Source organism: Azospirillum sp. TSH58 (genome assembly GCF_003119115.1).
In the GTDB taxonomy this organism is placed as follows: domain Bacteria; phylum Pseudomonadota; class Alphaproteobacteria; order Azospirillales; family Azospirillaceae; genus Azospirillum.
Genome location: NZ_CP022367.1, coordinates 1,362,999 through 1,382,842, shown reverse-complemented (window position 1 = coordinate 1,382,842; position 19,844 = coordinate 1,362,999). Strand labels below are relative to the sequence as shown.

The following is a 19,844-nucleotide window of genomic DNA, read 5'->3' as shown; positions in this document are numbered from 1 at the left end:
GGATGGGGGGCGCCCTTCCACCCCCGGTCGCCGCCGCGCCCGCCGCGCCGGCGGCGGCCACCCCCGCGCCCGCCCCGGTGGCGGTCGCCGAGGGCACGGTCAAGGCCCTGCCGGAGCGGTTGCAGGACATCGCCCGCCCGGTGGTGCTGACCGGCACCGTCGTCGGCACCACGCCGGACGGGCTGGCCCGCGTGCGCACCCAGGCCGGCGAGCTGCTTGTGCAGACCCCGACGCCGCTGCCGGCCGACAGGCCGGTGACGCTCCAGATCACCCCGGCGCAGGTCCTGCTGGAGCAGGCGCAGGCGGCATCGACCGACCCCGCCGCGGCCTCCCCCACCCAGAGCCTCGCGGCGAAGGTGCTGGTGCTGACCCAGGGCACCCAGGGAACCAACCCGGTCACCACGCCGGGCGTCCCGACCGCGCCGACGGTGGGCGGACCGCCGAAGACCGTCCCCGGCCAGACCGGCGCGACGCCGCCCCAGGGCTCGGCGACGCCGGTGGTGATCCTGCCCAGCCCGGCGTCCGCCACGCCGACAACGGGACCGGCGGGCCAGCCGCTTCCCCTGCTGCTGCCCGGCACCATCGTTCCGGCGCTGGTCATCGCCGCGGCGCCCAAGCCTCCGGCCCCACCCGGTGCGGCCCCGGCCCTGCCCGGCCAGCCCACCGCCACACCGGCGGCGCCGTCCCCCTCTCCCGCGATGGACGGCGCCGCCAGCCCGGCACCGGCACCGGCGCCAGCCGGCCAGCCCAGCGCCGCGCCCGCTCCTCCGCAGGCGCCGCCCACACCGTCGGGCGCGACGCCGCTTCCCGGCAAGCCGATGCTCGACGCAACGGTGGACCTCGGCGGCGACGCGGCGCATCCCGGCGGGGACATCCCGGAGCCCGCCTCCCCCGCGAAGCCTGCCCCCGCGAAACCGGCCGGAGAACCGGTGCTGACCCAGGGCGGCACCGTCGCACTCAAAATCCTGACCGTCACCCCGCCGCCGGACCAGCCGCAGGCCGCCGCACCACCGGACGACGGCTCTCTCCCGCCGGACGGGCAGAGCCCCGGCAACCCGCCCCGCAAGGACGGCACGCCGGCCCAACCCGCTTCCGCCCCTCCGGCGCCGCCGCAATCGGCCCCCGGCTCGCCCCGCATCGCCACGGCCCCGACCGCGACGCCCAGCGCGGACCCCGGCACCGCCCCGGTACCCCCGGAGGCCCCCGACGCGCCGGTGCTGAAGGGCACGGTGGCCGGCAGCACGCCGCAGGGCCAGCCGATCCTCGCCACGCCGCAGGGCATGCTGGCGCTGAATGTCCAGGCGAGCCTGCCGCAGGGCACCGCCGTCACCGCCGCCTTGACCGACCCGGCCAGGGCGCTCCAGACCGCGCCGCCCCCGCTCACCGCCGAGCCGGGGCCGCTGAGCGAACGCGACTGGCCCGCGATGCGCCAGCTCCTGACCTCCCTGGCCGGGGTGGACCGCTCCGCGGCGCAGGCGCTGATCGGCACGGTCATGCCGCAGCCGAACCGCAAGCTCGGCGCGGCGATGAGCTTCTTCCTGTCGGCGATCCGCGGCGGCGACGCCCGCGGCTGGCTGGGGGAGGACGCCGCCTCCGCCCTGGAGAAATCCGGCCAGGGAAGCCTGCTGTCCCAGCTGGAGCGCGAATTCCGCAGTCTCCAGCAACAGGCGGGCGATCCGCTGCCCGGCGACTGGCGCCCCTACACCCTGCCGATGATGGATGCCAACGGCCTGCTGCCGATCAAGCTGCACATCCACCCCATAAATTCGGAAGAAGACGGCAAGACGGGCCGCAAGGCCGGCGACAAGGGCAGCCGCTTCCTGCTCGACCTGGATCTCAGCCGCCTCGGCCCCATGCAGCTCGACGGGCTGGTGCAGCCCAACCGGTTCGACCTGATCCTGCGCAGCCACACCCCGCTGACGCCGGAAATCCGCCTGGACCTGATCCAGATCTTCGCGGACAGCATCCGCGCCGTCGGCTACATCGGCGGCCTGTCCTTCCAGTCCGGTGCCAAATGCTGGGTCAAGCTGACCCGAACCGGCGCCGGCGGAAGCAGCTACACCGCCTGACGAGCCACGACGCCATGCACCGCCGCGAGTTTCTGAGCACCGCCGCCAACCCGGACGCCCGCCATGACTATCTGGTGGAGCTGCACGGGGAACCGGCCCCCGGCACCCGACTGACCCTGCGCTACGTGCCCGACCGCGCGGTCGCCACGCCGGACGGCGTCGCCGCCTATCTCGGCGCCCTGTCCGGGACCGCGGGAAACAGCGGTCCGGAAGCGCTGGCTCTGGCCGTGCTCGACGACCTGAACAACGAGCTGATCCCGCGCTGGGTGGAGGTGACGGTGGAACGGACCCTGCCCGTCCCCCAGCGCGTGGTCGTCGAGGACCGCCAGCCGAGCTGGGACAATCCTCATCTTTTCATCCGGTTGCGGCGCATCTGATCGATCGGGTCCCGCCTCGCCGCCCGTACAGCATGGCAGCACCGCGCCAAGTCACAGCGTTCATCGCTTGATTTCCTCAACCCGCATGAGAATAAAGCGGGTCGGCCGGTGCGTGGATGAGTCCGTTGAGACGTACACGAATATTGAGGCGCGTCCAAAGCCTTTGGGCACGCGTTGGGCTTCGCGCGCGCCTCGAAGCCTTCATCCTGCTCGCCCTTCTTCCGATGGTGGGTCTGGTCGTCGTCCTTCTGCTTCAGGAGCGCAGCCAGGACATCGAGCGGGCGCGCGAGGCCACCCGCCTGCTGGCCGACCGCGGGGCGCAGCAACAGGCGCAGATCGTGCAGCAGGCCCGCGGCGTCCTCCAGCTTCTCACCCTCGTTCCCGACATCCGGGAGGCGAGCCCCGAACGTTGCGCGACCTTGTTGAAGCAGGCGACCGACCTCTATCCCTGGGCGTCCGGGTTCGGAGTGTTCAATCCCGATGGGAGACTGCTGTGCAGCAGCAACGGCAACCGTCCGGCGAATCTCGCCGGGCGTGACTATTTCCAGGAGGCTCTGGCGACGCGCGACTTCACGGTCAGCAACTTCCTGATCGGCCAGAACAGCAAGCAGCCCCGCGTGGTCGCCGCCCTGCCGATTCTCGGCGATGACGGGTCGGTCATCCGCGTGCTGGTGGGCGGGGTGGATCTGAGCTGGCTTGCGGAACTGTCCGCCGAGATCGCCCGCGAGTCCGGCGGGATCGTCTCGCTGTTCGATTCCCAGGGGACGACCCTCGCGCGCGTGCCGGACCCGCAGGGACTTGTCGGGCGATCGATGGCCGATCATCCGATGATCGGCAGGATCCTGCGGGAAGAGGCGGGAATCATCGAAGACGACGGGCTGGACGGCGTTCCCCGGATCAGCGGTTTCTCGACCCTGGAGGAAACCGGCGCCAAGATCGTCGTCGCCGTCGCGCGCGACGACATCCTGGCGGCGGCCGACCGGAACCTGCTGCTGGGAACCGGCGTCATGGCCGGTGTGGTGCTTCTCATCGTCGGAGGGGTCTGGGTGCTGATGGAGGTGATGGTCCTGCGCGGCCTGCGGGACCTCAAGGCGTCGGCGGCGTTCCTGTCGTCGGACCTCTTCGATCCCCACGCCCCCTGCATGCCCGCGCCGGTCCACCCGTCCGAATTCAGCCAGGTCGCGCTGGCGATGCGGACGATGGGACGGACGCTGAGCGCCATCGCCTTCGAGGATCGCCTGACCGGGCTCGCCAACCGGCGCTTCTTCGAGGCCCATGTGGAGCGCCTTCAAGAGCAGCCGGCGTCGGATCGCAACGCCGTGGCGATCCTCTACATCGATCTCGACGGCTTCAAGCCGATCAACGACCAGCATGGACACCACAGCGGAGACATGGTGTTGAAGGAGATCGGCGGCCGGCTGGCGCGTTGCGTGCGCCATGGCGATTTCGCCGCACGCCTCGGCGGGGACGAGTTCGTCGTGCTGCTCTCCCTGCCGGACGGCCATCAGAGGCATTATGCTCTGGACGTGGCCAGACGGATCATCGACAGCGTCTCCGCTCCGATCACGGCCGACGGGTTCGACATCCAGATCGGGTGCAGCGTCGGCATCGCGCTTTGGCCGACGGACGCGGCGGACCTGACCCTGGCGCTTCAGAACGCCGATCAGGCGCTGTACGCCGCCAAACGCGCCGGCCGTGCGCGCGTGGTGTCCTATTCGGATCTTTCCACCGGCACCGTGTTGGCAACCTGAGCGGGCCGGTCGGAGCGGACCGTCAGGATTCGACGCTGCTCTCCTCCTGCTGGCGACGGCGGAAACCGACCAGCGCGGTTTCGTCCAGCATGGTGGCCTCCTTGCGCTTCAGCTTTTCCTTCTCGCGCTTCAGCCGCTCCTCCTCGGCCAGTTCGTAGCGTTTCAGCTCCTGGAAGGCTTCGGCCATCTCGTCGGTGGCGACGGCGATCTGCGCCTCCACCTGCCCCATCGACTGGGTCAGCCGCTTGCCGCGCTCCATCGCCGCCTGGATGTAGTTGCTGTAGGTGAAGGCGTATTCGACGTTGCCGCGGGCGGTGTCGCGCTCCGCCGCGATCTCCTCCTTCAGCCGCTCGATCTCGGCCTGGAGCCGGTCGGCGAGATTCTGCAATTCCGCCAGTGCCCGGCGCTTCTCGTCGAGCTTCCATTTCTGGAGGCGGATGATGGTCTTCAGACTGCTCATTCTTGCGGCGGCCACTGTTCAATGCCGAAGATGGCGGCAAGCTGGGCGTAGCTGTTGTCGAGGTCGGTCGCCTCGCGCTTGCCCTGCTTCAGGAACGCCTCCAAGGCCGGCTGGAAATGGATGGCCTGGTCCACCTGCGGGTCGGTGCCCTTGCGGTAGGCGCCGAGGCGGATCATCTCCGCCATGTTGTCGTAGGACGACATCAGCCGCCGCGCGTGGTTCACCAGCTCGTTCTCCATGGGGGAGTTGCAGCCGGGCATGGTGCGCGACACGCTGCGCAGGATGTTGATGGCCGGGTAGCGCCCGCGCTCGCCGATCTGGCGCTCCAGGACGATGTGGCCGTCCAGGATGCCGCGCACGGCGTCGGCGATGGGTTCGTTGTGATCGTCGCCTTCCACCAGCACGGTGAACAGGCCGGTGATGGAACCCGAGCCGCTCAAGCCCGGCCCGGCGCGTTCCAGCAGGCGCGGCAGCTCGGCGAAGACGGTGGGAGGATAGCCCTTGGTCGTCGGCGGCTCGCCCGCCGACAGGCCGATCTCGCGCTGGGCCATGGCAAAGCGGGTCACGCTGTCCATCATGCACAGCACGTTGCAGCCGGCGTCGCGGAAGGCCTCCGCCACGGCCAGCGTCATGTAGGCGGCCTGGCGGCGCATCAGCGGCGCCTCGTCGGAGGTGGCGCAGACCACGACGCTGCGCGACAGCCCCTCCTCCCCCAGATCCTCGGTGATGAACTCCTGAAGCTCGCGCCCGCGTTCGCCGATCAGCCCGATCACCGCGACCTCCGCGCCGGAGAAGCGGGCGAGCATCGACATCACCGACGACTTGCCGACGCCGGAGCCGGCGAAGATGCCCATGCGCTGGCCGCGGCAGCAGGTGAGGAAGGCGTTGATGGCGCGGATGCCCAGGTCCAGCTTCTCGCCCACGCGGGCGCGGGAATGGGCGGGGGGCGGGTTGTTGCGGATGGGAACGCCGTGCGTTCCCTTGGGCAGCGGCCCCTTGCCGTCCACCGGCTCGCCCAGCGCGTTGATGACGCGGCCGAGCCATCCCTCCGTCGGGAAGACCATGGGCTGGCTGTCGGAGACCAGCGCGCGGCAGCCCAGCCCGACCCCGTCGATGGAGCCGAAGGGCATCAGCAGCGCGCGGCCCTGGCGGAAGCCGACCACCTCGCAGGGGACCTGCCGGCCGTCGCGGGATTCGACGATGCAGCGGCCGCCCACCGACAGCTCCTTCTCGATCCCCCCGACCTCGACCAGCAGGCCGAGCACGGCGGTGACCCGCCCGAACCGGCTGCAGCCGGAGACGGACTCGATTTCCTGAAGGATGCGGGCGACGTCGGCGGGCACGGTCTTGCGGATCAGCGGACGGAATTGGGACGGGTGAGCCGGGCGCGGACGGCGCAATTTGCGGTGGGCCGAAAGTCCGCCGCCATGCCGCCCGCGTCATGCTCGTCCAAAAACATTAACGTTAAATGAAGTGCTATGCCTCTGGCGTTAAGCTGAATCGTCTGTTAACCTGTGTAAACGGACGTGCGGATCTGTTAAGGGAATTGGTTAAGGAACTGCGGGAAAGCAACGCCGCATCGGAAGCCAGAAACGCGCCATCTAACATCGGGATATCGCCATGAGGGTTCTGCTGGTCGAAGACGACTCCTCCACGGCCAAAAGCATCGAACTGATGCTCCAGTCGGAAGGCTACATCGTCGACTCTACCGACCTCGGTGAGGATGGACTCGAAATCGGCAAACTGTACGATTACGACATCATCATCCTCGATCTGATGCTGCCGGACATCGATGGCTACGAGGTGCTGCGCCGCCTGCGCGCCGCCCGTGTGACCACGCCGATCCTCATTCTTTCCGGCCTGTCGGAGCTGGACCACAAGATCAAGGGTCTGGGCTTCGGCGCCGACGACTATCTGACCAAGCCCTTCGACAAGCGCGAGCTGATCGCCCGCATCCAGGCCATCGTCCGCCGCTCCAAGGGCCATTCGGACAGCATCATCCGCACCGGCCGCCTGACCGTGAACCTGGACACCCGCACGGTGGAGGTGGACAACCAGCCGCTCCACCTGACCGGCAAGGAATACGGCATCCTGGAGCTGCTGTCGCTGCGCAAGGGCACGACCCTGACCAAGGAGATGTTCCTGAATCATCTCTACGGCGGCATGGACGAGCCGGAGCTGAAGATCATCGACGTCTTCGTCTGCAAGCTGCGCAAGAAGCTGGCCGCGGCGACCCAGGGCGACAACTACATCGAGACGGTGTGGGGCCGCGGCTACGTGCTGCGTGACCCGCACGAGGACGCGTCGCCGATCCCCCGCGTCCCGCACCCGCAGGCACAAGCGGCCGGCTGATAACCCTCTCCCCTCTGGGGAGAGATTGGCCCAGAGGGCCAGTGAGGGGGTTTCGTCCGGCCCGAAAGTCCGGCAGAAGGGCATCCCCTTCACCCTAACCCTCTCCCCAGAGGGGAGAGGGAACGTCACATACAAGCGGCGGATTCAGGCCCGCCGCGCTCCACGGTCATTCCTGCCAGAAGGCCTTGTCGGCTTCGCGGCGGGCGTCCGTACGGCTCAACCCGACATCGCGCAGCAGATGGTCGTCCAGCGCCGCCAGGGAGCGGCGCTGCCGGTGGCGCTCGATCATGCCCAGCACCTCCCCGAACACCCGCTTCGCAAACCGCCGCGCGCCGCCGTCACCAGCCTGTCCGGGAGACACCATGCCCCGGTCTGCGGAAACGACGCCCAGCGCTCTCCTGCTCATGATCCGACACTCCCTTGATGAATTCCGTCCCCTAGAAATGCACCCGGAAGCGGCTTGTCCGCAAAGGATGCTTTCTCTAACCTGCATGAGAGAATTTCATGCGGCCGGGCAACAATCCGGCGGATGCGGACCCATGCAGATCCCTCCCCTCAACGGCCTGCGCGCTTTCGAAGCGGCGGCGCGCCATCTCAGCTTCACCCGGGCGGCGGAGGAGCTGAACGTCACCCAGAGCGCGATCAGCCACCAGATCCGCACGCTGGAGGACCGGCTGGGCATCCGTCTGTTCCGCCGGCTGAATCACGCGCTGGTTCTGACCGACGCCGGCCAGCTCCTGCTGCCCAGTGTGCGCGACGCCTTCGCGCGGCTGGCCACCGGCCTGGAGCGGGTGATGGAGCATGAACGCTCCGGCGTGCTGACGATGAGCGTCTCGCCCTCCTTCGCCAGCCGCTGGCTGATGAGCCGCATCGGCCGCTTCCGCGCCCGCCACCCGGAAATCCATCTGCGCATCAGCGTCAGCCAGCACGAGATCGATTTCGAGCGCGAAGCCGACATCGACATCGGGCTTCGCCATGGCCTCGGGGTGTGGGAAGGGTTGCGGGCCGACCGCTTCCTCGACGACGCGGTGTTTCCCGTGTGCAGCCCGGCCCTGCTGCAGGGACCGACGCCGCTGCGGCAGCCGGCCGACCTGCGCCATCATGTGCTGGTCGAGGAGACCGGCCACAGCTACTGGGCGACGTGGCTGGCCATGGCCGGGCTCGGCGACCTGAAGCCGAGTTCCGAGATGGTCTTCGACGAGATCGGCATTGCCATCGAGGCCGCGGAAAACGGCCAGGGCATCGCGATGGCGCGCGGCACCCTGGTGCTGGAGGAGCTGGCGAGCGGGCGGCTGACCCGGCTGTTCGACCTCGCCCTGCCGGGCGACTTCGGTTACTACCTCGTCTGCCCGGAGGTGACCGCCGACCGGCCCAAGATCGCCGCCTTCCGCCGCTGGATCATGGAGGAAGGCGCCGCCGACCGCCTCGCCGTCACGCCCCCTTCGATCACGCCCGCTTCAATCACGCCCGCTTCAATCACACGGCCGCTCTGAGCCCGCTCGGAACCTGGAAACCACCCAGGCTGTAGAGGCCGCGCTGGCCTTCCACCGGCTTGAAGCGGTCGGTGATGCCCAGAACGGTTTCCGCGCCGCCCAGATAGAGCACGCCGTCCTGCGGCATCTGGCGGGCGATCGCCTCCAGCACCTTGGTCTTGGTCGGCTGGTCGAAGTAGATCAGCACGTTGCGGCAGAACACGATGTCGAACTGCCCCAGCACGGACAGGTCGCCCAGCAGGTTGAATTCACGGAAGGAAGCCATCTGGCGGAGCTGCTGGCTGATCTGCCACTTGTCGCCCTGCTGCTTGAAATGCTTCACCAGCATCTGAATCGGCAGGCCGCGCTGCACCTCGAACTGGGTGTAGATGCCCGACTTGGAGCGCTCCACCATTTCCGCCGAGATGTCGGTGCCGACGATCTCGATCCGCCAGCCGGCCAGCTTCGCCGCGTCATCGTTCAGCAGCATGGCCAGCGAATAGGCCTCCTGCCCGGACGAGCAGGCCGCCGACCAGATGCGGATCGAGCGCTTGGCGGCCCGCGCCTCCAGCAGCTTCGGCAGGACGATCTGCTTGAACTGGTCGAAGGGCTTCTGATCGCGGAAGAAGGACGACTCGTTGGTCGTCATCGCCTCCGTGATGTCGCGCAGCAGCGCCTCGTCCTTGCGCGTCCGCACGGTGGAGGCCAGCTCCTCCAGCCCCTTCATGTTCCACTTGCGCGCCACCGGCATCAGCCGGGATTCGAGCAGGTAGGCCTTGTCACGGGTCAGGACGAGACCGGAACGCTGCTTGAGCAGCGTGGAGAACATGTCGAAATCTTCGACTCTCATGCTGCCCTCGATGCGAACTTGCGGATGTAGGGACCGATTTCCTTGAGCGGCAACACCGCCGAGCAGATGCCCGCCTGGGCAACGGCCCCCGGCATGCCCCACACGACGCTGGACGCCTCGTCCTGCGCGATCAGGGTGCCGCCGGCGTTCACCACCTCGGTGCAGCCCTTCAGCCCGTCCTGCCCCATGCCGGTCAGGATGCAGGCCAGAACCTTGCGGCCGCCGAAGGCGCGGAGGATGGACCGCATCATCGGGTCCACCGCCGGGCGGCAGAAATTCTCCGGAGGATCCTTGGTCAGCGAGATCACGTTGGCGCCGCCACGCTGGGTCACCAGCATGTGGAAGTCGCCCGGCGCGATGTAGCAGCGCCCCGACACGATCGGCTCGCCGTCCTTCGCCTCCTGGGCGTTCAGCCCGCACTGGCGGGTGATGTGCTCGGCCAGGATGGTGGTGAAGGTCGCCGGCATGTGCTGGGTGATCAGGATCGGCTGGGTCACGCCGGCCTTCAGATGGGCGAGCACCTCGAACAGCGCCTGCGGGCCGCCCGTGGAGCTGCCGATGGCGATCACGTCCGGCTTGATCTGGCCGGCGGAGCCGACGGCGGGGGCCGGACGGAGCGTGACGGGCGGCGGCTCGCGCTTCAGGAAGGCGGCGGGCACCGGGTTCAGCGGGCGCAGCTCGCCGCGGGTGCGGGACCCGGCGCGGCGCGCGGCGGCGCCCAGCGCCTTGACCTTGGAGACCAGCTCGCGCTTGAAGGCGTCCGCCCCGCCGATCTCGCGGGTGGAGGTCGGCTTGGGGATGTAGTCGGCCGCCCCCGCCGACAGGCAGCGCATGGAGATGTCGGCCCCGCGCAGCGTCAGCGTGGAGGCCATGATGATCTTCACCTGCGGCGCCACCGCCAGCAGCTTCGGGATGGCGGTCAGCCCGTCCATCACCGGCATCTCGATGTCGAGGACGATGACGTCGAGCGAATTGCGCTGCAGGGCGTTGACCGCCATCTGGCCGTCGCCGACCGACGCGACCACGCGGATTTCGGTGTCGCCTTCCAGCGCGCGGGTCAGAAGGCCACGGATCACGGCGGAATCGTCGACCACCATCACCCGGACGGGATCGCCGCCGGCCGCGCCGGTCGGATGCCCCGCCGGCGCGGGGGGAGGAGGTCTGCCGAAACGATCGGACATAACGCAATCAGCCTTTCAGGGTCGGAGCGGTGCGCGGCGCGGTGATCCCGCCCGTCACAGCAGCCCGACCTGCTGGAACTTGGTCTGGATGATGTCGCTGTCGAACGGCTTCATGATGTACTCGTTCGCCCCGGCGGACAGCGCCTCCTGGATGTGGGCGAGGTCGTTTTCCGTGGTGCAGAAGACGACCTTGGGAAAATCCCCGCCGCTCATCTTGCGCAGACGGCGCAGGAACTCGATGCCGGTCATCACCGGCATGTTCCAATCGAGCAGGATGGCGTCCGGCATCTTCTGCGCGCAGGCCTCCATGGCCTGCTTGCCGTCCTCCGCCTCGGTGCAGGCGAAGTGCAGCTCTTCCAGAATCTTCCGCGCGACCTTGCGGACCACGCGGCTGTCATCGACGACCAGGCAAACTTTCATGGTGAACAGGCCTCAGGCTTCGCTTTGCACACCGACCGGGGGTTCGCCTCAGGCCGCTTCCATCGTGGTGAAGTTCAGCAGACGCGGCACATCCAGGACCACCATGAGCTGACCGTTCAGGCGATAGATGCCCGTGGACACCTCGCGCCAGCGCGGGTCGAGGGTGGCCGGGTTGCGCTCGAAGTCATCGTTGGAGAGGCTCAGCACCTCCCCCACCGAATCGACCATCAGGCTGTAGAGTTCGCCGCGCAGGTCCACCACGATGGACATGCCCGGCTTGTCCTTCGGGCGCGACGTCAGGCCGAGCCGCAGGCGCACGTCGATGGCGGTGACGATGCGCCCGCGCAGGTTCAGCGAACCGGCGACCTCGGGCGGGGCCAGCGGGATGCGGGTGATCCGCTGGTGCCCCAGCACGTCCTGGACCTGCAGGACCGGGATGCCGAACAGCTGGTCGGCGATCGTCATGGTCACATAGTCCTGGCTGCCACCGGAGGTGATCTCGTCGCCCTTGGACTTCTTGGTGGTGGCGGGCAGCTTGGCGTTGCTCATGCGGCACCTTTCTGCTCGGACAGGGTCTGCTGCAGCGCGTACAGCAGCGCGTCACGGTCGAACTTGGCGACATAGTCGGTGAACCCGGCCTGACGGCCGCGGTCGAGGTCGCGCGGGGAGGCGTGGCTGGACAGGGCGACCATCGGCGTGCCGCTCCAGCGGGTGCCGCCCTGGCGGACCGCCTCGGCGAAGTCGAAGCCGCTCATGCCCGGCATCTCGATGTCGGAGACGATGACGTCGAAGTCCTCGCCCGCCTCGCAGAGCGCCAGCGCCTCGTTGGCGTTCTCCACGGCGGTGACGTCGTAGCCGGCGACCGACAGCAGCGGGGTCAGCAGGTTGCGGAAGAAGGGGCTGTCGTCGACCAGCAGCACGCGCTGGAGAGTCCTCTCCTCCTCGTACCCGTCGGTCGAGGACGAGCCGAACCAATCCTTATAGGCCTGGGTCAGGAAGAAGCCCGCGTCGAGCACGTCCGTCGCCTTGCCGGCGATGATCGCCGAGCCCATCAGGCCCGGACGGTCGGCGGTGAGCTGCACCACCAGCCGCTCCTCCACGATGTCGACGATCTCGTCGACGATCAGGCCCATCGACCGGTCGCCGTCGGCGAAGACCAGAACCGGCTGGCGGCCTTCCTGGCCGATCATGAAGCCCGGATCGATCGGCACCAGCGGCATCAGCTTGCCGCGGTACTGGACCACCGGCATGCCGTTGGACGATTCGACGCTGGCGAGGTCGACATCCTCCAGGCGGGCGACCAGCGACAGCGGCACCGCCTTCGGCGCGCCGGCCCCGGCGCGGAACAGCAGGAGGGCCATCTTGTCCTCCTGGCGGGTCGCCTGGACCGAGGTGGCCTCCTTCGACATGGTCTCGCCCATGGCCATCTCGCCGGTCGCCGACGCGATGCCGTTCGGGTCGAGGATCATGATGACCGAGCCGTCGCCGAGGATGGTGTTGCCCGAGAACATCTCGATGTGGCGCAGGATCGGCGCCACCGGCTTCACCACGATTTCCTCGGTGTCGAACACGCGGTCGACCATGATGCCGAAGGTGTAGGTGCCGACCTGCGTGACCACGATGAAGGTCTCGTCGGTCTTCTTCTCGCCGCCCTCCTGGTCGTCCAGCCGCAGCAGCTCCTGCAGCGAGACCAGCGGCAGCAGGCGGTTGCGCAGGCGCAGGACCGGCGTGCCCTTCAGCCGCTCGATGGTGTGCTCGCTGTCGGCGGCGGCGCGCACCAGCTCGACCACGCTGATCTGCGGGATGGCGAAGCGCTCGCCGGCGCATTCCACGATCAGGGCCGAGACGATGGCCAGCGTCAGCGGGATCTTGATGACGAAGGTCGAGCCCTTGCCCTGCTGGGACTTGATCTCGATCGTGCCGCCGATCTTCTCGATGTTGGTCTTCACCACGTCCATGCCGACGCCGCGGCCCGACACGTTGGTGACCTTCGCCGCGGTCGAGAAGCCGGGCTTCATGATGAACTGGATGATCTGCTGGTCGGACATCGCCGCCAGCTCGCCTTCCGAGGCCATCCCGTTCTGAATGGCCTTCTGCTTGATCTTGTCGATCGCCAGGCCCTTACCGTCGTCCTGGATCTCGATGATGATGTGACCGCCCTCGTGATAGGCGTTCAGCGTGATGCGGCCGGTCTCCGACTTGCCCGTGCGCAGACGGTCGGCGGGTACCTCCAGGCCGTGGTCGGCGGAGTTGCGCACCATGTGCGTCAGCGGGTCCTTGATCAGCTCCAGCACCTGGCGGTCCAGCTCGGTGTCGGCGCCGAGCATCTGGAGGTCGATCTTCTTGCCCAGTTCGTGCGACAGGTCGCGCACCAGACGCGGCAGCTTGGCCCAGGCGTTGCCGATGGGCTGCATGCGCGTCTTCATGACGCCTTCCTGCAGCTCCGACGTCACATGGTTCAGGCGCTGCAGCGGGGCGGCGAACTCGCTCTCCTTCTGCGACCGCAGGATCTGGAGGAGCTGGTTGCGGGTCAGCACCAGCTCCGACACCATGGTCATCAGGTTTTCGAGCAGGTCCACGTTGACGCGGATGGTCTGCGCGGCGACCGCCGATTCCTTGGTCGCGGCCTCGCCGCCGGCACCGGCGCCGGACGCGGCGTCCGCGGCGGGAGCGGGCATCTTAGCGGCGGCGGGGACCGGATCGGGGTCCGGCACGACCAGATCGTGCGACGGGACGGGATCTTCCGCCGGCTCCGGAGCGACCGGGGCCAGCGCGGTGCTGGTCGGGCCGGGGGTGGAATTCCAGATCGCCTCAAGCTCGTCGAGCGTGACGTTGCCGGAGGACACCGGCGCCTCTTCCGCCGCCGCGACCGCGGGGGCCGGCGGGGGCTCCGGGGCCGGGGCGGGCTTGGCCGGAGCGGCGGCGCCCAGCTTGCCTTCGGCGCACAGGTTCAGTCGCTCGATCAGCGGCAGGTCGTCGCCCGGCGGCTCCGCCTCCGTCGCCTCCAGCACCGCCAGCAGGCTCTTGATGGTGTCCAACGCCTGAAGGATGAGCGAGACCGCTTCGGGGTTGATGGTCAGTTCCCCGTCGCGGAACTTGCCCAGCACGTTTTCCGAGGCGTGCGCGACCTTTTCCAGGCGCGGCAGGCCGAGGAAGCCGCAGGTGCCCTTGATGGTGTGCACCAGACGGAAGATGTTCGACAGAAGTTCCGGATTGTTGGGATTCTGCTCCAGACGGACCAGTTCCACGTCGAGAACCGACAGGTTCTCGTTGGTTTCCGTCAGGAATTCGGAGAGCAGATCATCCATGTCGCGATCCCCACGCCCGCAATTGTATCCGTTTCCGGCCGGCCGTCCGGAGGGCGGCGTGCGCGACGCCGCCGGTACGGGCCTTTCCAGCTACGGTGGGAGCCTGTCAAACACTGATTAAGAGAACCTTACCTCCTTCGATACCACTCTTGGGCTCCGCCGTCATGCCGAGCCACGCGGCCCAAGGTCACAGCCCGCAAGGCCGATGCCGCCGCAGCAGCCTATGACCGTCGCGCGCCCCGCACGCGGCCATGGCGAAGCGCCGCGCACCGGACCGGCGGCGGTTTTGAGGAGGTCATCGTCGACGCGGGAGTTCGCCCCCCGGCGAAGGGATCCCGTCACCACTCCACGGTGAAGACCAGCCGGTCCGGCCCGGCCGGGGTGGCGGCGACGCGATAGCCGTCGTCCTCCGCGAAGCGCCCGGTCATGTAGGCGTGGATGCTGCGCGGGGTCAGGTCGGCGGCGGCCACCGTCCCCGCCAGCGCCGCGGCGGACTCGTCCTTCAGGGCGCCGGGGCGCCCGGCGGCGGTGATGGTGAAACGCCCCGCCTGCTCGTCCCCCTCCGCCGCGACGGTGATGGTGCCGCCGTGGGTCAGCGCCTCGTCGGCCAGGATGATGACGTTGAGCAGCACCTTCGCCGCCCCGCGCTTGAAGGCGAGCTGGTCGTTCGGCACCCCCGCCGGCCAGTCCAGCGTGGTGCGCCCGCCCTCCAGAAGCCCCTGCGCGGAGGAGCGGGTGTCGCCGAAGCCCTTCTGCTCCCGCCCGGCGAGGCCGTAGGCCAGCCGGAAGACGCGCAGCCGCCGGTCGGCCTGACCGGAGGAATGCTCGATCAGCTTCACCGCCTCGCCGAGGAAGCCCCCGGCGGGCTCGTCCTCCATCTCCTCGATCAGCTCCAGCCCGTTGCGGATCGCTCCCACCGGGCTCACGAGATCGTGGCAGATGCGGGAAGCGACAAGCTCGATCACGCGGATGTCCAGCGGCACGGGTGGTCTCCAGATCGTTGATGGCCGACCGTCGGCGAAACGGCTGCCGGCCAAAGCGCGGCCCGGGGAACGTCGTCCAGGAACTTCCCCCGGCCGGGCGGCATTCTGTAGCATGCCGGTGCCCCATGGGGATGGCCGGCGGCGACGTCTGTTTGTATCATTCCAGGGGCGCGGATGCCGCCGCTTTTCCGCGGTCATCCCGCGAAAGCGATAACCAATTCCAGCGGATGCAGGAGGCGCGGCATGGACGATTCACTGGTTCCCGGCGCCTGGGTGCGCCACCCCGCCCGCCCCGACTGGGGTCTGGGTCAGGTGCAGTCGGCCGTCGGCGACCGCGTCACCGTGAATTTCGAGAATGCCGGGAAGCTGCTCATCAACACGTCGGTGGTCTCGCTGACCGTCACCGATCCGGACGACATGCCGTGACTGGGAGGGTGCCGCTGGCGGTCCTCCTCCTGCTGGCCGCCGGCAGCCCCGCGCTGGGCGACGACGCGCCCGACCCGGAGCGCGGCAGGACGCTGTTCCGCGCCTGCGCCTTCTGCCACACGCTGACTCCGGACGGCGGCAACCGCGCCGGCCCGACGCTGTGGGGCCTGTTCGGGCGCCCCGCCGGGGCGGTGGAGGGCTACCACTACTCCCCGGCGCTGAAGGGCAGCGGCATCGTCTGGGACGAGGCGGCGGTGGCCCGGCTGTTCGAGATCGGCCCCGACGTGATGACCCCCGGCAGCAAGATGCCGATGCAGACCATCGCCAGCGCGGCCGACCGCCGGGATCTGGTCGCCTACCTGAAGGGCGCCACGGCGCGCTGAGCCCAAGCTTGCGGCCGTCGCTTGCGGGCCGCCGCGATCGAGTTCGGCGAGCATGGCCGCGGGCGGCCCCCATCCCCATCTCTGTCTGTCGTGCCCCCTTTCCGAGTTCTGGCCTCCGATGATTCCCCGCGCCGTCCGCAAGCCCCTGGCCTTCCTGGTCGCCGTTCTCGCCCTGGTGGTGGCCGTGGTGCCGGTGCTGGGGGCGGGCGGGTTCCTGCTGTGGCTTCGCCAGCAGACGCCGGCTTACGAGGGCGCGGCCACCGTTCCGGGACTCGAAGGCCCGGTGGAGATCCTGCGCGACCGCAACGCCATCCCGCACATCTTCGCCGCCACCGAGCGGGACGCCTATTTCGCGCTCGGCTACGTCCACGCCCAGGACCGGCTGTGGCAGATGGAGACGATGCGGCGCAGCGGCGCCGGGCGGCTGGCCGAGCTGGTCGGCACGCGCTTCGGCGACTGGGCGCTGCGGCTCGACCGCTCCATGCGCACGCTGGGCGTCTACCGTCGGGCCGAGGAAGCCTATGAGGAGCTGTCGCCGGAGGCCCGCACGGCCTTCGACGCCTATGCCGCCGGGGTCAACGCCTGGATTGAGACGCGCCGCGAGGCGCTGCCCATCGAGTTCCAGCTCCTGCGCCACACGCCGGAGCCCTGGCGGCCCGCCGACAGCCTCGTCTGGGGCAAGCTGATGGGACTCCAGCTCTCCGGCGATTCGCGGGACGAGCTGTTCCGGGCCAGCGCCCTGAAAAGCCTGACGCCGGAGCAGATGCGCGACCTGTTCCCGGAGTCGGACCCCACCGCCCCGGTGACCCTGGCGGCGGCGCTCGACGGCATGGACCTGCAGGGTGCGCTGGCCGCCCTGCCCGACCTCGGCTTCGACACCGCGTCCAACGAATGGGCGCTGACCGGGGCGCGCAGCGCGACCGGCAAGCCGATCATCGCCAACGACCCCCATCTCGGACTGGAGGCGCCGATCCTCTGGTATCTGGCGCGCATCGTGACGCCGGAACACCGCATCGCCGGGGCGACCATCCCTGGCGTGCCGCTTCACATCCTGGGGCACAACGGGCGCGTCGCCTGGGGCTTCACCACCACCCACAGCGACACCCAGGACCTGTTCATCGAGAAGCTCGACCCGCAGGACCCCGGCCGCTACCTGACGCCGGACGGCAGCGCGGCCTTCGAGACGCGCCGGGAGACGATCCGCATCGCCGGCCAGCCGGACGAGACGCTGACGGTGCGCGAGACGCGGCACGGCCCGGTGCTGGCCACGCCGGACGCCGCCGAAGCGGCGCCGGAGGGCCATGTGCTGGCGCTGGCCTTCCCCGGCCTGACCGCCGCCGACACCACGGCGGAGGCTCTGTACCGCCTCAACCACGCCGCCGACGCCGCGGCGGTGCGCGAGGCGCTGTTCCTCCATGTGGCGCCGCAGCAGAACGTCCTGTACGCCGACACGGCGGGGACGCTGGGCTTCCTGTCGCCGGCGCTGGTTCCGGTGCGGCGCGGCGGCGACGGGCGCGTTCCGGTGCCGGGCTGGACCGGCGAGTACGACTGGATCGGCTACATCCCCTTCGACGCGCTGCCCCAGGCCGTCGATCCGCCGTCGGGCCAGTTCGTCAACGCCAACAACGCGGTGGTCGGCCCCGGCTACCCCTACGCCCTGGCGACGGAATGGCCGGACCCCGCCCGCGCCGAGCGCATCGTCCAGATGCTGGGCGACGGCCCGCACACGGTGGAGGAGGTCGCCGCCCAGCAGATGGACGAGCTGTCGCTGCCGGCGCGCGACCTGCTGCCCCTGATGCTGGAGCCGCTGCGCACCGTCCCCGACCTCGACGGGCGGGCCCGCGCCGCGCTGGACCGTCTGGCCGGCTGGGACGGGCGGATGGACCGCGACCGGGCGGAGCCGCTGATCTTCTCCTGGTGGGAACGGGAGCTGGTGCGCCGCGTCTTCGCCGACGAGTTGGGGCCGCTGTTCCAGAGCTACTGGGACCTGCGCCCGCGCGCCCTGCACCGCGTGCTGACCCAGGCCCCGCAGTGGTGCGACGACCGGACGACGCCGGCCCGCGAGGACTGCGCCGCCATGCTGGCCGACTCCCTGAAAACGGCGCTGGCCGAGATCGAGCGGCGCCACGGAACGGACATGGACGGCTGGCGCTGGGGGGCGGAGCACAAGGCCGCCCTGAACCACCGGCTGCTCGGCCGGGTGCCGCTGCTCGGCCAACTGTTCGACCTGTCGATCCCGACCGGCGGCGGCGCCTTCACCGTCAACCGCGGCACCACCCGCGTGCGCGACCCGCAGGACCCCTTCTCCCACGTCCACGGTCCGGGGCTGCGCGCGGTCTACGATCTGGCGGACCTCGGCAACTCCCGCTTCTCCATCGCCACCGGCCAGTCGGGCAACCCGCTGTCGCCCCATTGGGGGGATCTGGTGCAGGGCTGGCGCGACGGGATGGGCCTGCGACTGGCCGGCGACCGCGGCACGCTGGCCCGCGACGGGTCCACGCTGCTGACGCTTTCCCCCACCCGCCCAGGGAGTTCGCCATGACCGAGCCGACACCGACCTTGGCCCCGCTTCTGACCCTGGACGACGTCCGCGCCGCCGCCGCGCGGATCGGCGACCGCCTGCCCGTCACCCCCACCGAAGCCTCCCCCCGCCTGTCGGAGATCACCGGCTGCTCGGTGGTGCTGAAGCTGGAGAACCAGCACCTCACCGGCTCCTTCAAGGAGCGCGGGGCGCTCAACAAGCTGCTGTCGCTGGGCGAGGCGGAACGGCGGGCCGGGGTGATCGCCATGTCGGCGGGCAACCACGCCCAGGCGGTGGCCTGCCACGCGACGCGGCTGGGCATCCGCTCGGTCATCGTGATGCCGTCCTTCACCCCCTTCACCAAGGTGGAGCGCACGGAAAGCCTCGGCGCGCGGGTGGAGCTGCACGGCGAGACGCTGAGCGACGCCGCGGCCTACGCGCAGGAGCTGGCGGCGCGCGAGGGGCTGGTCTTCGTGCACCCCTACGACGACCCGCTGATCGCCGCCGGCCAGGGCACGGCCGCCCTGGAGCTGCTCGCCGCCGCGCCGGACCTGGAGGTGCTGGTGGTACCGGTGGGCGGCGGCGGGCTGATCGGCGGCATGGCGGTGGCGGCCAAGGCGCTGAAGCCGGACATCGCGGTGGTCGGGGTGGAGTGCGCCATGTTCCCGTCGATGCGCCAGGCGCTGGCCGGGCAGCCCATCACCTGCGGCGGCGCCACCATCGCCGACGGCATCGCGGTCAAGGCCCCCGGCGCCGTCACCCTGCCGCTCGTCCGCCGGCATGTGGACGCGGTGGTCGAGGTCGGCGAGCCGCGGCTGGAGGAGGCCGTCTACCGTCTCGCCACCGTGCAGAAGCTGGTCGCCGAGGGGGCCGGGGCGGCGGGTCTGGCCGCCGTTCTGGACGATCCGGAGCGGTTCCGCGGCAAGCGGGTGGGCATCGTCGTGTCCGGCGGCAACATCGACGCGCGCATCCTGGCGCAGGTGCTGACGCGCGGGCTGGTCTACGAGGGGCGGATGGTGCGGCTGCGCATCGGCATCACCGACGCCCCCGGCGCGCTCGCCAAGGTCGCCCGCCTGCTCGGCGAGGCCGGAGCCAACATCGTGGAGGTGCACCACCAGCGCCTGTTCCACGACGTGCCGGTGCGCATGGCCGAGATCGACGTGGTGCTGGAAACCCGCGGGCGCAGCCACGTCCAGCGCCTCGTCGCCCACATGGAGGAGGCGGGCTTCCCGACGGAGCTGATGACGGATATCTCCTGAGCCGTATCGCCCGACCCGTATCGCCCAACCCG

General features: G+C 69.8%; 18 protein-coding genes. 9 read left to right on the top strand and 9 right to left on the bottom strand.

Translation table 11 applies throughout. The annotated features are described in order from the left end of the window. Nucleotides 1-2 precede the first annotated feature (2 nt). From TSH58p_RS27715 to TSH58p_RS27705, 3 genes are all read left to right on the top strand, one after another. The gene (locus TSH58p_RS27715) at nt 3-2,069 is read left to right on the top strand and encodes a hypothetical protein (RefSeq protein ID WP_247874052.1); all 2,067 of its coding nucleotides are present in this window, start codon (nt 3-5) and stop codon (nt 2,067-2,069) included. A gap of 14 nt (nt 2,070-2,083) precedes the next feature. Beyond that, entirely contained in the window at nt 2,084-2,446 is a 363-nt protein-coding gene (locus tag TSH58p_RS27710; RefSeq protein ID WP_109070284.1) for a hypothetical protein, read from the top strand. Nucleotides 2,447-2,670: 224 nt separating this feature from the next. Next, nucleotides 2,671-4,197, top strand: coding sequence for a sensor domain-containing diguanylate cyclase (locus tag TSH58p_RS27705; protein ID WP_158282612.1), 1,527 nt, complete (start codon nt 2,671-2,673; stop codon nt 4,195-4,197). A 22-nt stretch (nt 4,198-4,219) separates the two neighbouring features. Here the strand turns inward: TSH58p_RS27705 and TSH58p_RS27700 are convergent, their stop codons facing one another. Then, entirely contained in the window at nt 4,220-4,657 is a 438-nt protein-coding gene (locus tag TSH58p_RS27700) for a flagellar FliJ family protein (RefSeq protein ID WP_109070286.1), read from the bottom strand. Then, nucleotides 4,654-6,000 carry a flagellar protein export ATPase FliI gene (gene fliI / locus TSH58p_RS27695; RefSeq protein ID WP_109070330.1) on the bottom strand — a complete coding sequence of 449 codons (1,347 nt, stop codon included), beginning with the start codon at nt 5,998-6,000 and terminating at the stop codon, nt 4,654-4,656. Before fliI ends, TSH58p_RS27700 begins: the two co-directional genes overlap by 4 nt. Before the next feature lie 277 nt (nt 6,001-6,277). Here fliI and ctrA point away from each other — a divergent pair, with 277 nt between their 5' ends. After that, a complete protein-coding gene (ctrA, locus tag TSH58p_RS27690; RefSeq protein WP_109070287.1) occupies nt 6,278-7,009 on the top strand; it encodes a response regulator transcription factor CtrA in 732 nt (243 codons plus the stop codon). A 166-nt stretch (nt 7,010-7,175) separates the two neighbouring features. Here the strand turns inward: ctrA and TSH58p_RS34305 are convergent, their stop codons facing one another. Further along, nucleotides 7,176-7,415 (bottom strand): DUF1127 domain-containing protein, encoded by a 240-nt coding sequence (locus tag TSH58p_RS34305; protein ID WP_247874053.1) that lies wholly within the window; start codon nt 7,413-7,415, stop codon nt 7,176-7,178. Nucleotides 7,416-7,548: 133 nt separating this feature from the next. On the opposite strand from TSH58p_RS34305, the gene TSH58p_RS27680 reads away from it, so the two are divergent. Beyond that, nucleotides 7,549-8,502, top strand: a complete 954-nt coding sequence (locus TSH58p_RS27680; RefSeq protein WP_109070289.1) for a transcriptional regulator GcvA — start codon at nt 7,549-7,551, stop codon at nt 8,500-8,502. On the opposite strand, the gene TSH58p_RS27675 is transcribed toward TSH58p_RS27680, so the two are convergent. The 6 genes from TSH58p_RS27675 to TSH58p_RS27650 form a co-directional block, all read right to left on the bottom strand. Beyond that, the gene (locus tag TSH58p_RS27675; protein WP_109070290.1) at nt 8,486-9,331 is read right to left on the bottom strand and encodes a protein-glutamate O-methyltransferase CheR; all 846 of its coding nucleotides are present in this window, start codon (nt 9,329-9,331) and stop codon (nt 8,486-8,488) included. The genes TSH58p_RS27680 and TSH58p_RS27675 overlap by 17 nt on opposite strands. Next, complete coding sequence (locus TSH58p_RS27670) at nt 9,328-10,428, bottom strand: chemotaxis response regulator protein-glutamate methylesterase (protein WP_162600099.1); 1,101 nt, start codon at nt 10,426-10,428, stop codon at nt 9,328-9,330. The genes TSH58p_RS27675 and TSH58p_RS27670 overlap by 4 nt, the downstream gene beginning before the upstream one ends. A 138-nt stretch (nt 10,429-10,566) precedes the next feature. Then, on the bottom strand, nt 10,567-10,932 hold the full coding sequence (locus TSH58p_RS27665) for a PleD family two-component system response regulator (protein WP_109070292.1): 366 nt from the start codon (nt 10,930-10,932) through the stop codon (nt 10,567-10,569). Nucleotides 10,933-10,980: 48 nt separating this feature from the next. Beyond that, the gene (locus TSH58p_RS27660) at nt 10,981-11,481 is read right to left on the bottom strand and encodes a chemotaxis protein CheW (protein WP_014198311.1); all 501 of its coding nucleotides are present in this window, start codon (nt 11,479-11,481) and stop codon (nt 10,981-10,983) included. Beyond that, nucleotides 11,478-14,240, bottom strand: a complete 2,763-nt coding sequence (locus tag TSH58p_RS27655; RefSeq protein ID WP_109070293.1) for a chemotaxis protein CheW — start codon at nt 14,238-14,240, stop codon at nt 11,478-11,480. Before TSH58p_RS27655 ends, TSH58p_RS27660 begins: the two co-directional genes overlap by 4 nt. Nucleotides 14,241-14,578: 338 nt before the next feature. After that, nucleotides 14,579-15,223, bottom strand: coding sequence for a histidine phosphotransferase family protein (locus TSH58p_RS27650; RefSeq protein WP_109070294.1), 645 nt, complete (start codon nt 15,221-15,223; stop codon nt 14,579-14,581). A 243-nt stretch (nt 15,224-15,466) separates the two neighbouring features. Between TSH58p_RS27650 and TSH58p_RS27645 the strand changes: the two genes are divergently transcribed. The 4 genes from TSH58p_RS27645 to TSH58p_RS27630 all read left to right on the top strand — a co-directional run bounded on the left by TSH58p_RS27645 (nt 15,467) and on the right by TSH58p_RS27630 (nt 19,812). Continuing rightward, nucleotides 15,467-15,649, top strand: coding sequence for a DUF3553 domain-containing protein (locus TSH58p_RS27645; RefSeq protein ID WP_109070295.1), 183 nt, complete (start codon nt 15,467-15,469; stop codon nt 15,647-15,649). Further along, the gene (locus tag TSH58p_RS27640) at nt 15,646-16,032 is read left to right on the top strand and encodes a cytochrome c family protein (protein WP_109070296.1); all 387 of its coding nucleotides are present in this window, start codon (nt 15,646-15,648) and stop codon (nt 16,030-16,032) included. The genes TSH58p_RS27645 and TSH58p_RS27640 overlap by 4 nt, the downstream gene beginning before the upstream one ends. 118 nt (nt 16,033-16,150) lie before the next feature. Continuing rightward, entirely contained in the window at nt 16,151-18,574 is a 2,424-nt protein-coding gene (locus tag TSH58p_RS27635; protein ID WP_109070297.1) for a penicillin acylase family protein, read from the top strand. Beyond that, nucleotides 18,571-19,812 carry a threonine ammonia-lyase gene (locus TSH58p_RS27630; protein ID WP_109070298.1) on the top strand — a complete coding sequence of 414 codons (1,242 nt, stop codon included), beginning with the start codon at nt 18,571-18,573 and terminating at the stop codon, nt 19,810-19,812. Before TSH58p_RS27635 ends, TSH58p_RS27630 begins: the two co-directional genes overlap by 4 nt. The last annotated feature ends 32 nt before the right edge of the window (nt 19,813-19,844 follow it).

Coding starts and splice junctions, on each gene's coding strand:
- TSH58p_RS27715 (WP_247874052.1), top strand. CDS start 3: ATGGGGGGCGCCCTTCCACCCCCGGTCGCCGCCGCGCCCGCCGCGCCG.
- TSH58p_RS27710 (WP_109070284.1), top strand. CDS start 2,084: ATGCACCGCCGCGAGTTTCTGAGCACCGCCGCCAACCCGGACGCCCGC.
- TSH58p_RS27705 (WP_158282612.1), top strand. CDS start 2,671: ATGGTGGGTCTGGTCGTCGTCCTTCTGCTTCAGGAGCGCAGCCAGGAC.
- TSH58p_RS27700 (WP_109070286.1), bottom strand. CDS start 4,657: ATGAGCAGTCTGAAGACCATCATCCGCCTCCAGAAATGGAAGCTCGAC.
- ctrA (WP_109070287.1), top strand. CDS start 6,278: ATGAGGGTTCTGCTGGTCGAAGACGACTCCTCCACGGCCAAAAGCATC.
- TSH58p_RS34305 (WP_247874053.1), bottom strand. CDS start 7,415: ATGAGCAGGAGAGCGCTGGGCGTCGTTTCCGCAGACCGGGGCATGGTG.
- TSH58p_RS27680 (WP_109070289.1), top strand. CDS start 7,549: ATGCAGATCCCTCCCCTCAACGGCCTGCGCGCTTTCGAAGCGGCGGCG.
- TSH58p_RS27675 (WP_109070290.1), bottom strand. CDS start 9,331: ATGAGAGTCGAAGATTTCGACATGTTCTCCACGCTGCTCAAGCAGCGT.
- TSH58p_RS27670 (WP_162600099.1), bottom strand. CDS start 10,428: ATGGTGGTCGACGATTCCGCCGTGATCCGTGGCCTTCTGACCCGCGCG.
- TSH58p_RS27665 (WP_109070292.1), bottom strand. CDS start 10,932: ATGAAAGTTTGCCTGGTCGTCGATGACAGCCGCGTGGTCCGCAAGGTC.
- TSH58p_RS27660 (WP_014198311.1), bottom strand. CDS start 11,481: ATGAGCAACGCCAAGCTGCCCGCCACCACCAAGAAGTCCAAGGGCGAC.
- TSH58p_RS27655 (WP_109070293.1), bottom strand. CDS start 14,240: ATGGATGATCTGCTCTCCGAATTCCTGACGGAAACCAACGAGAACCTG.
- TSH58p_RS27645 (WP_109070295.1), top strand. CDS start 15,467: ATGGACGATTCACTGGTTCCCGGCGCCTGGGTGCGCCACCCCGCCCGC.
- TSH58p_RS27635 (WP_109070297.1), top strand. CDS start 16,151: ATGATTCCCCGCGCCGTCCGCAAGCCCCTGGCCTTCCTGGTCGCCGTT.
- TSH58p_RS27630 (WP_109070298.1), top strand. CDS start 18,571: ATGACCGAGCCGACACCGACCTTGGCCCCGCTTCTGACCCTGGACGAC.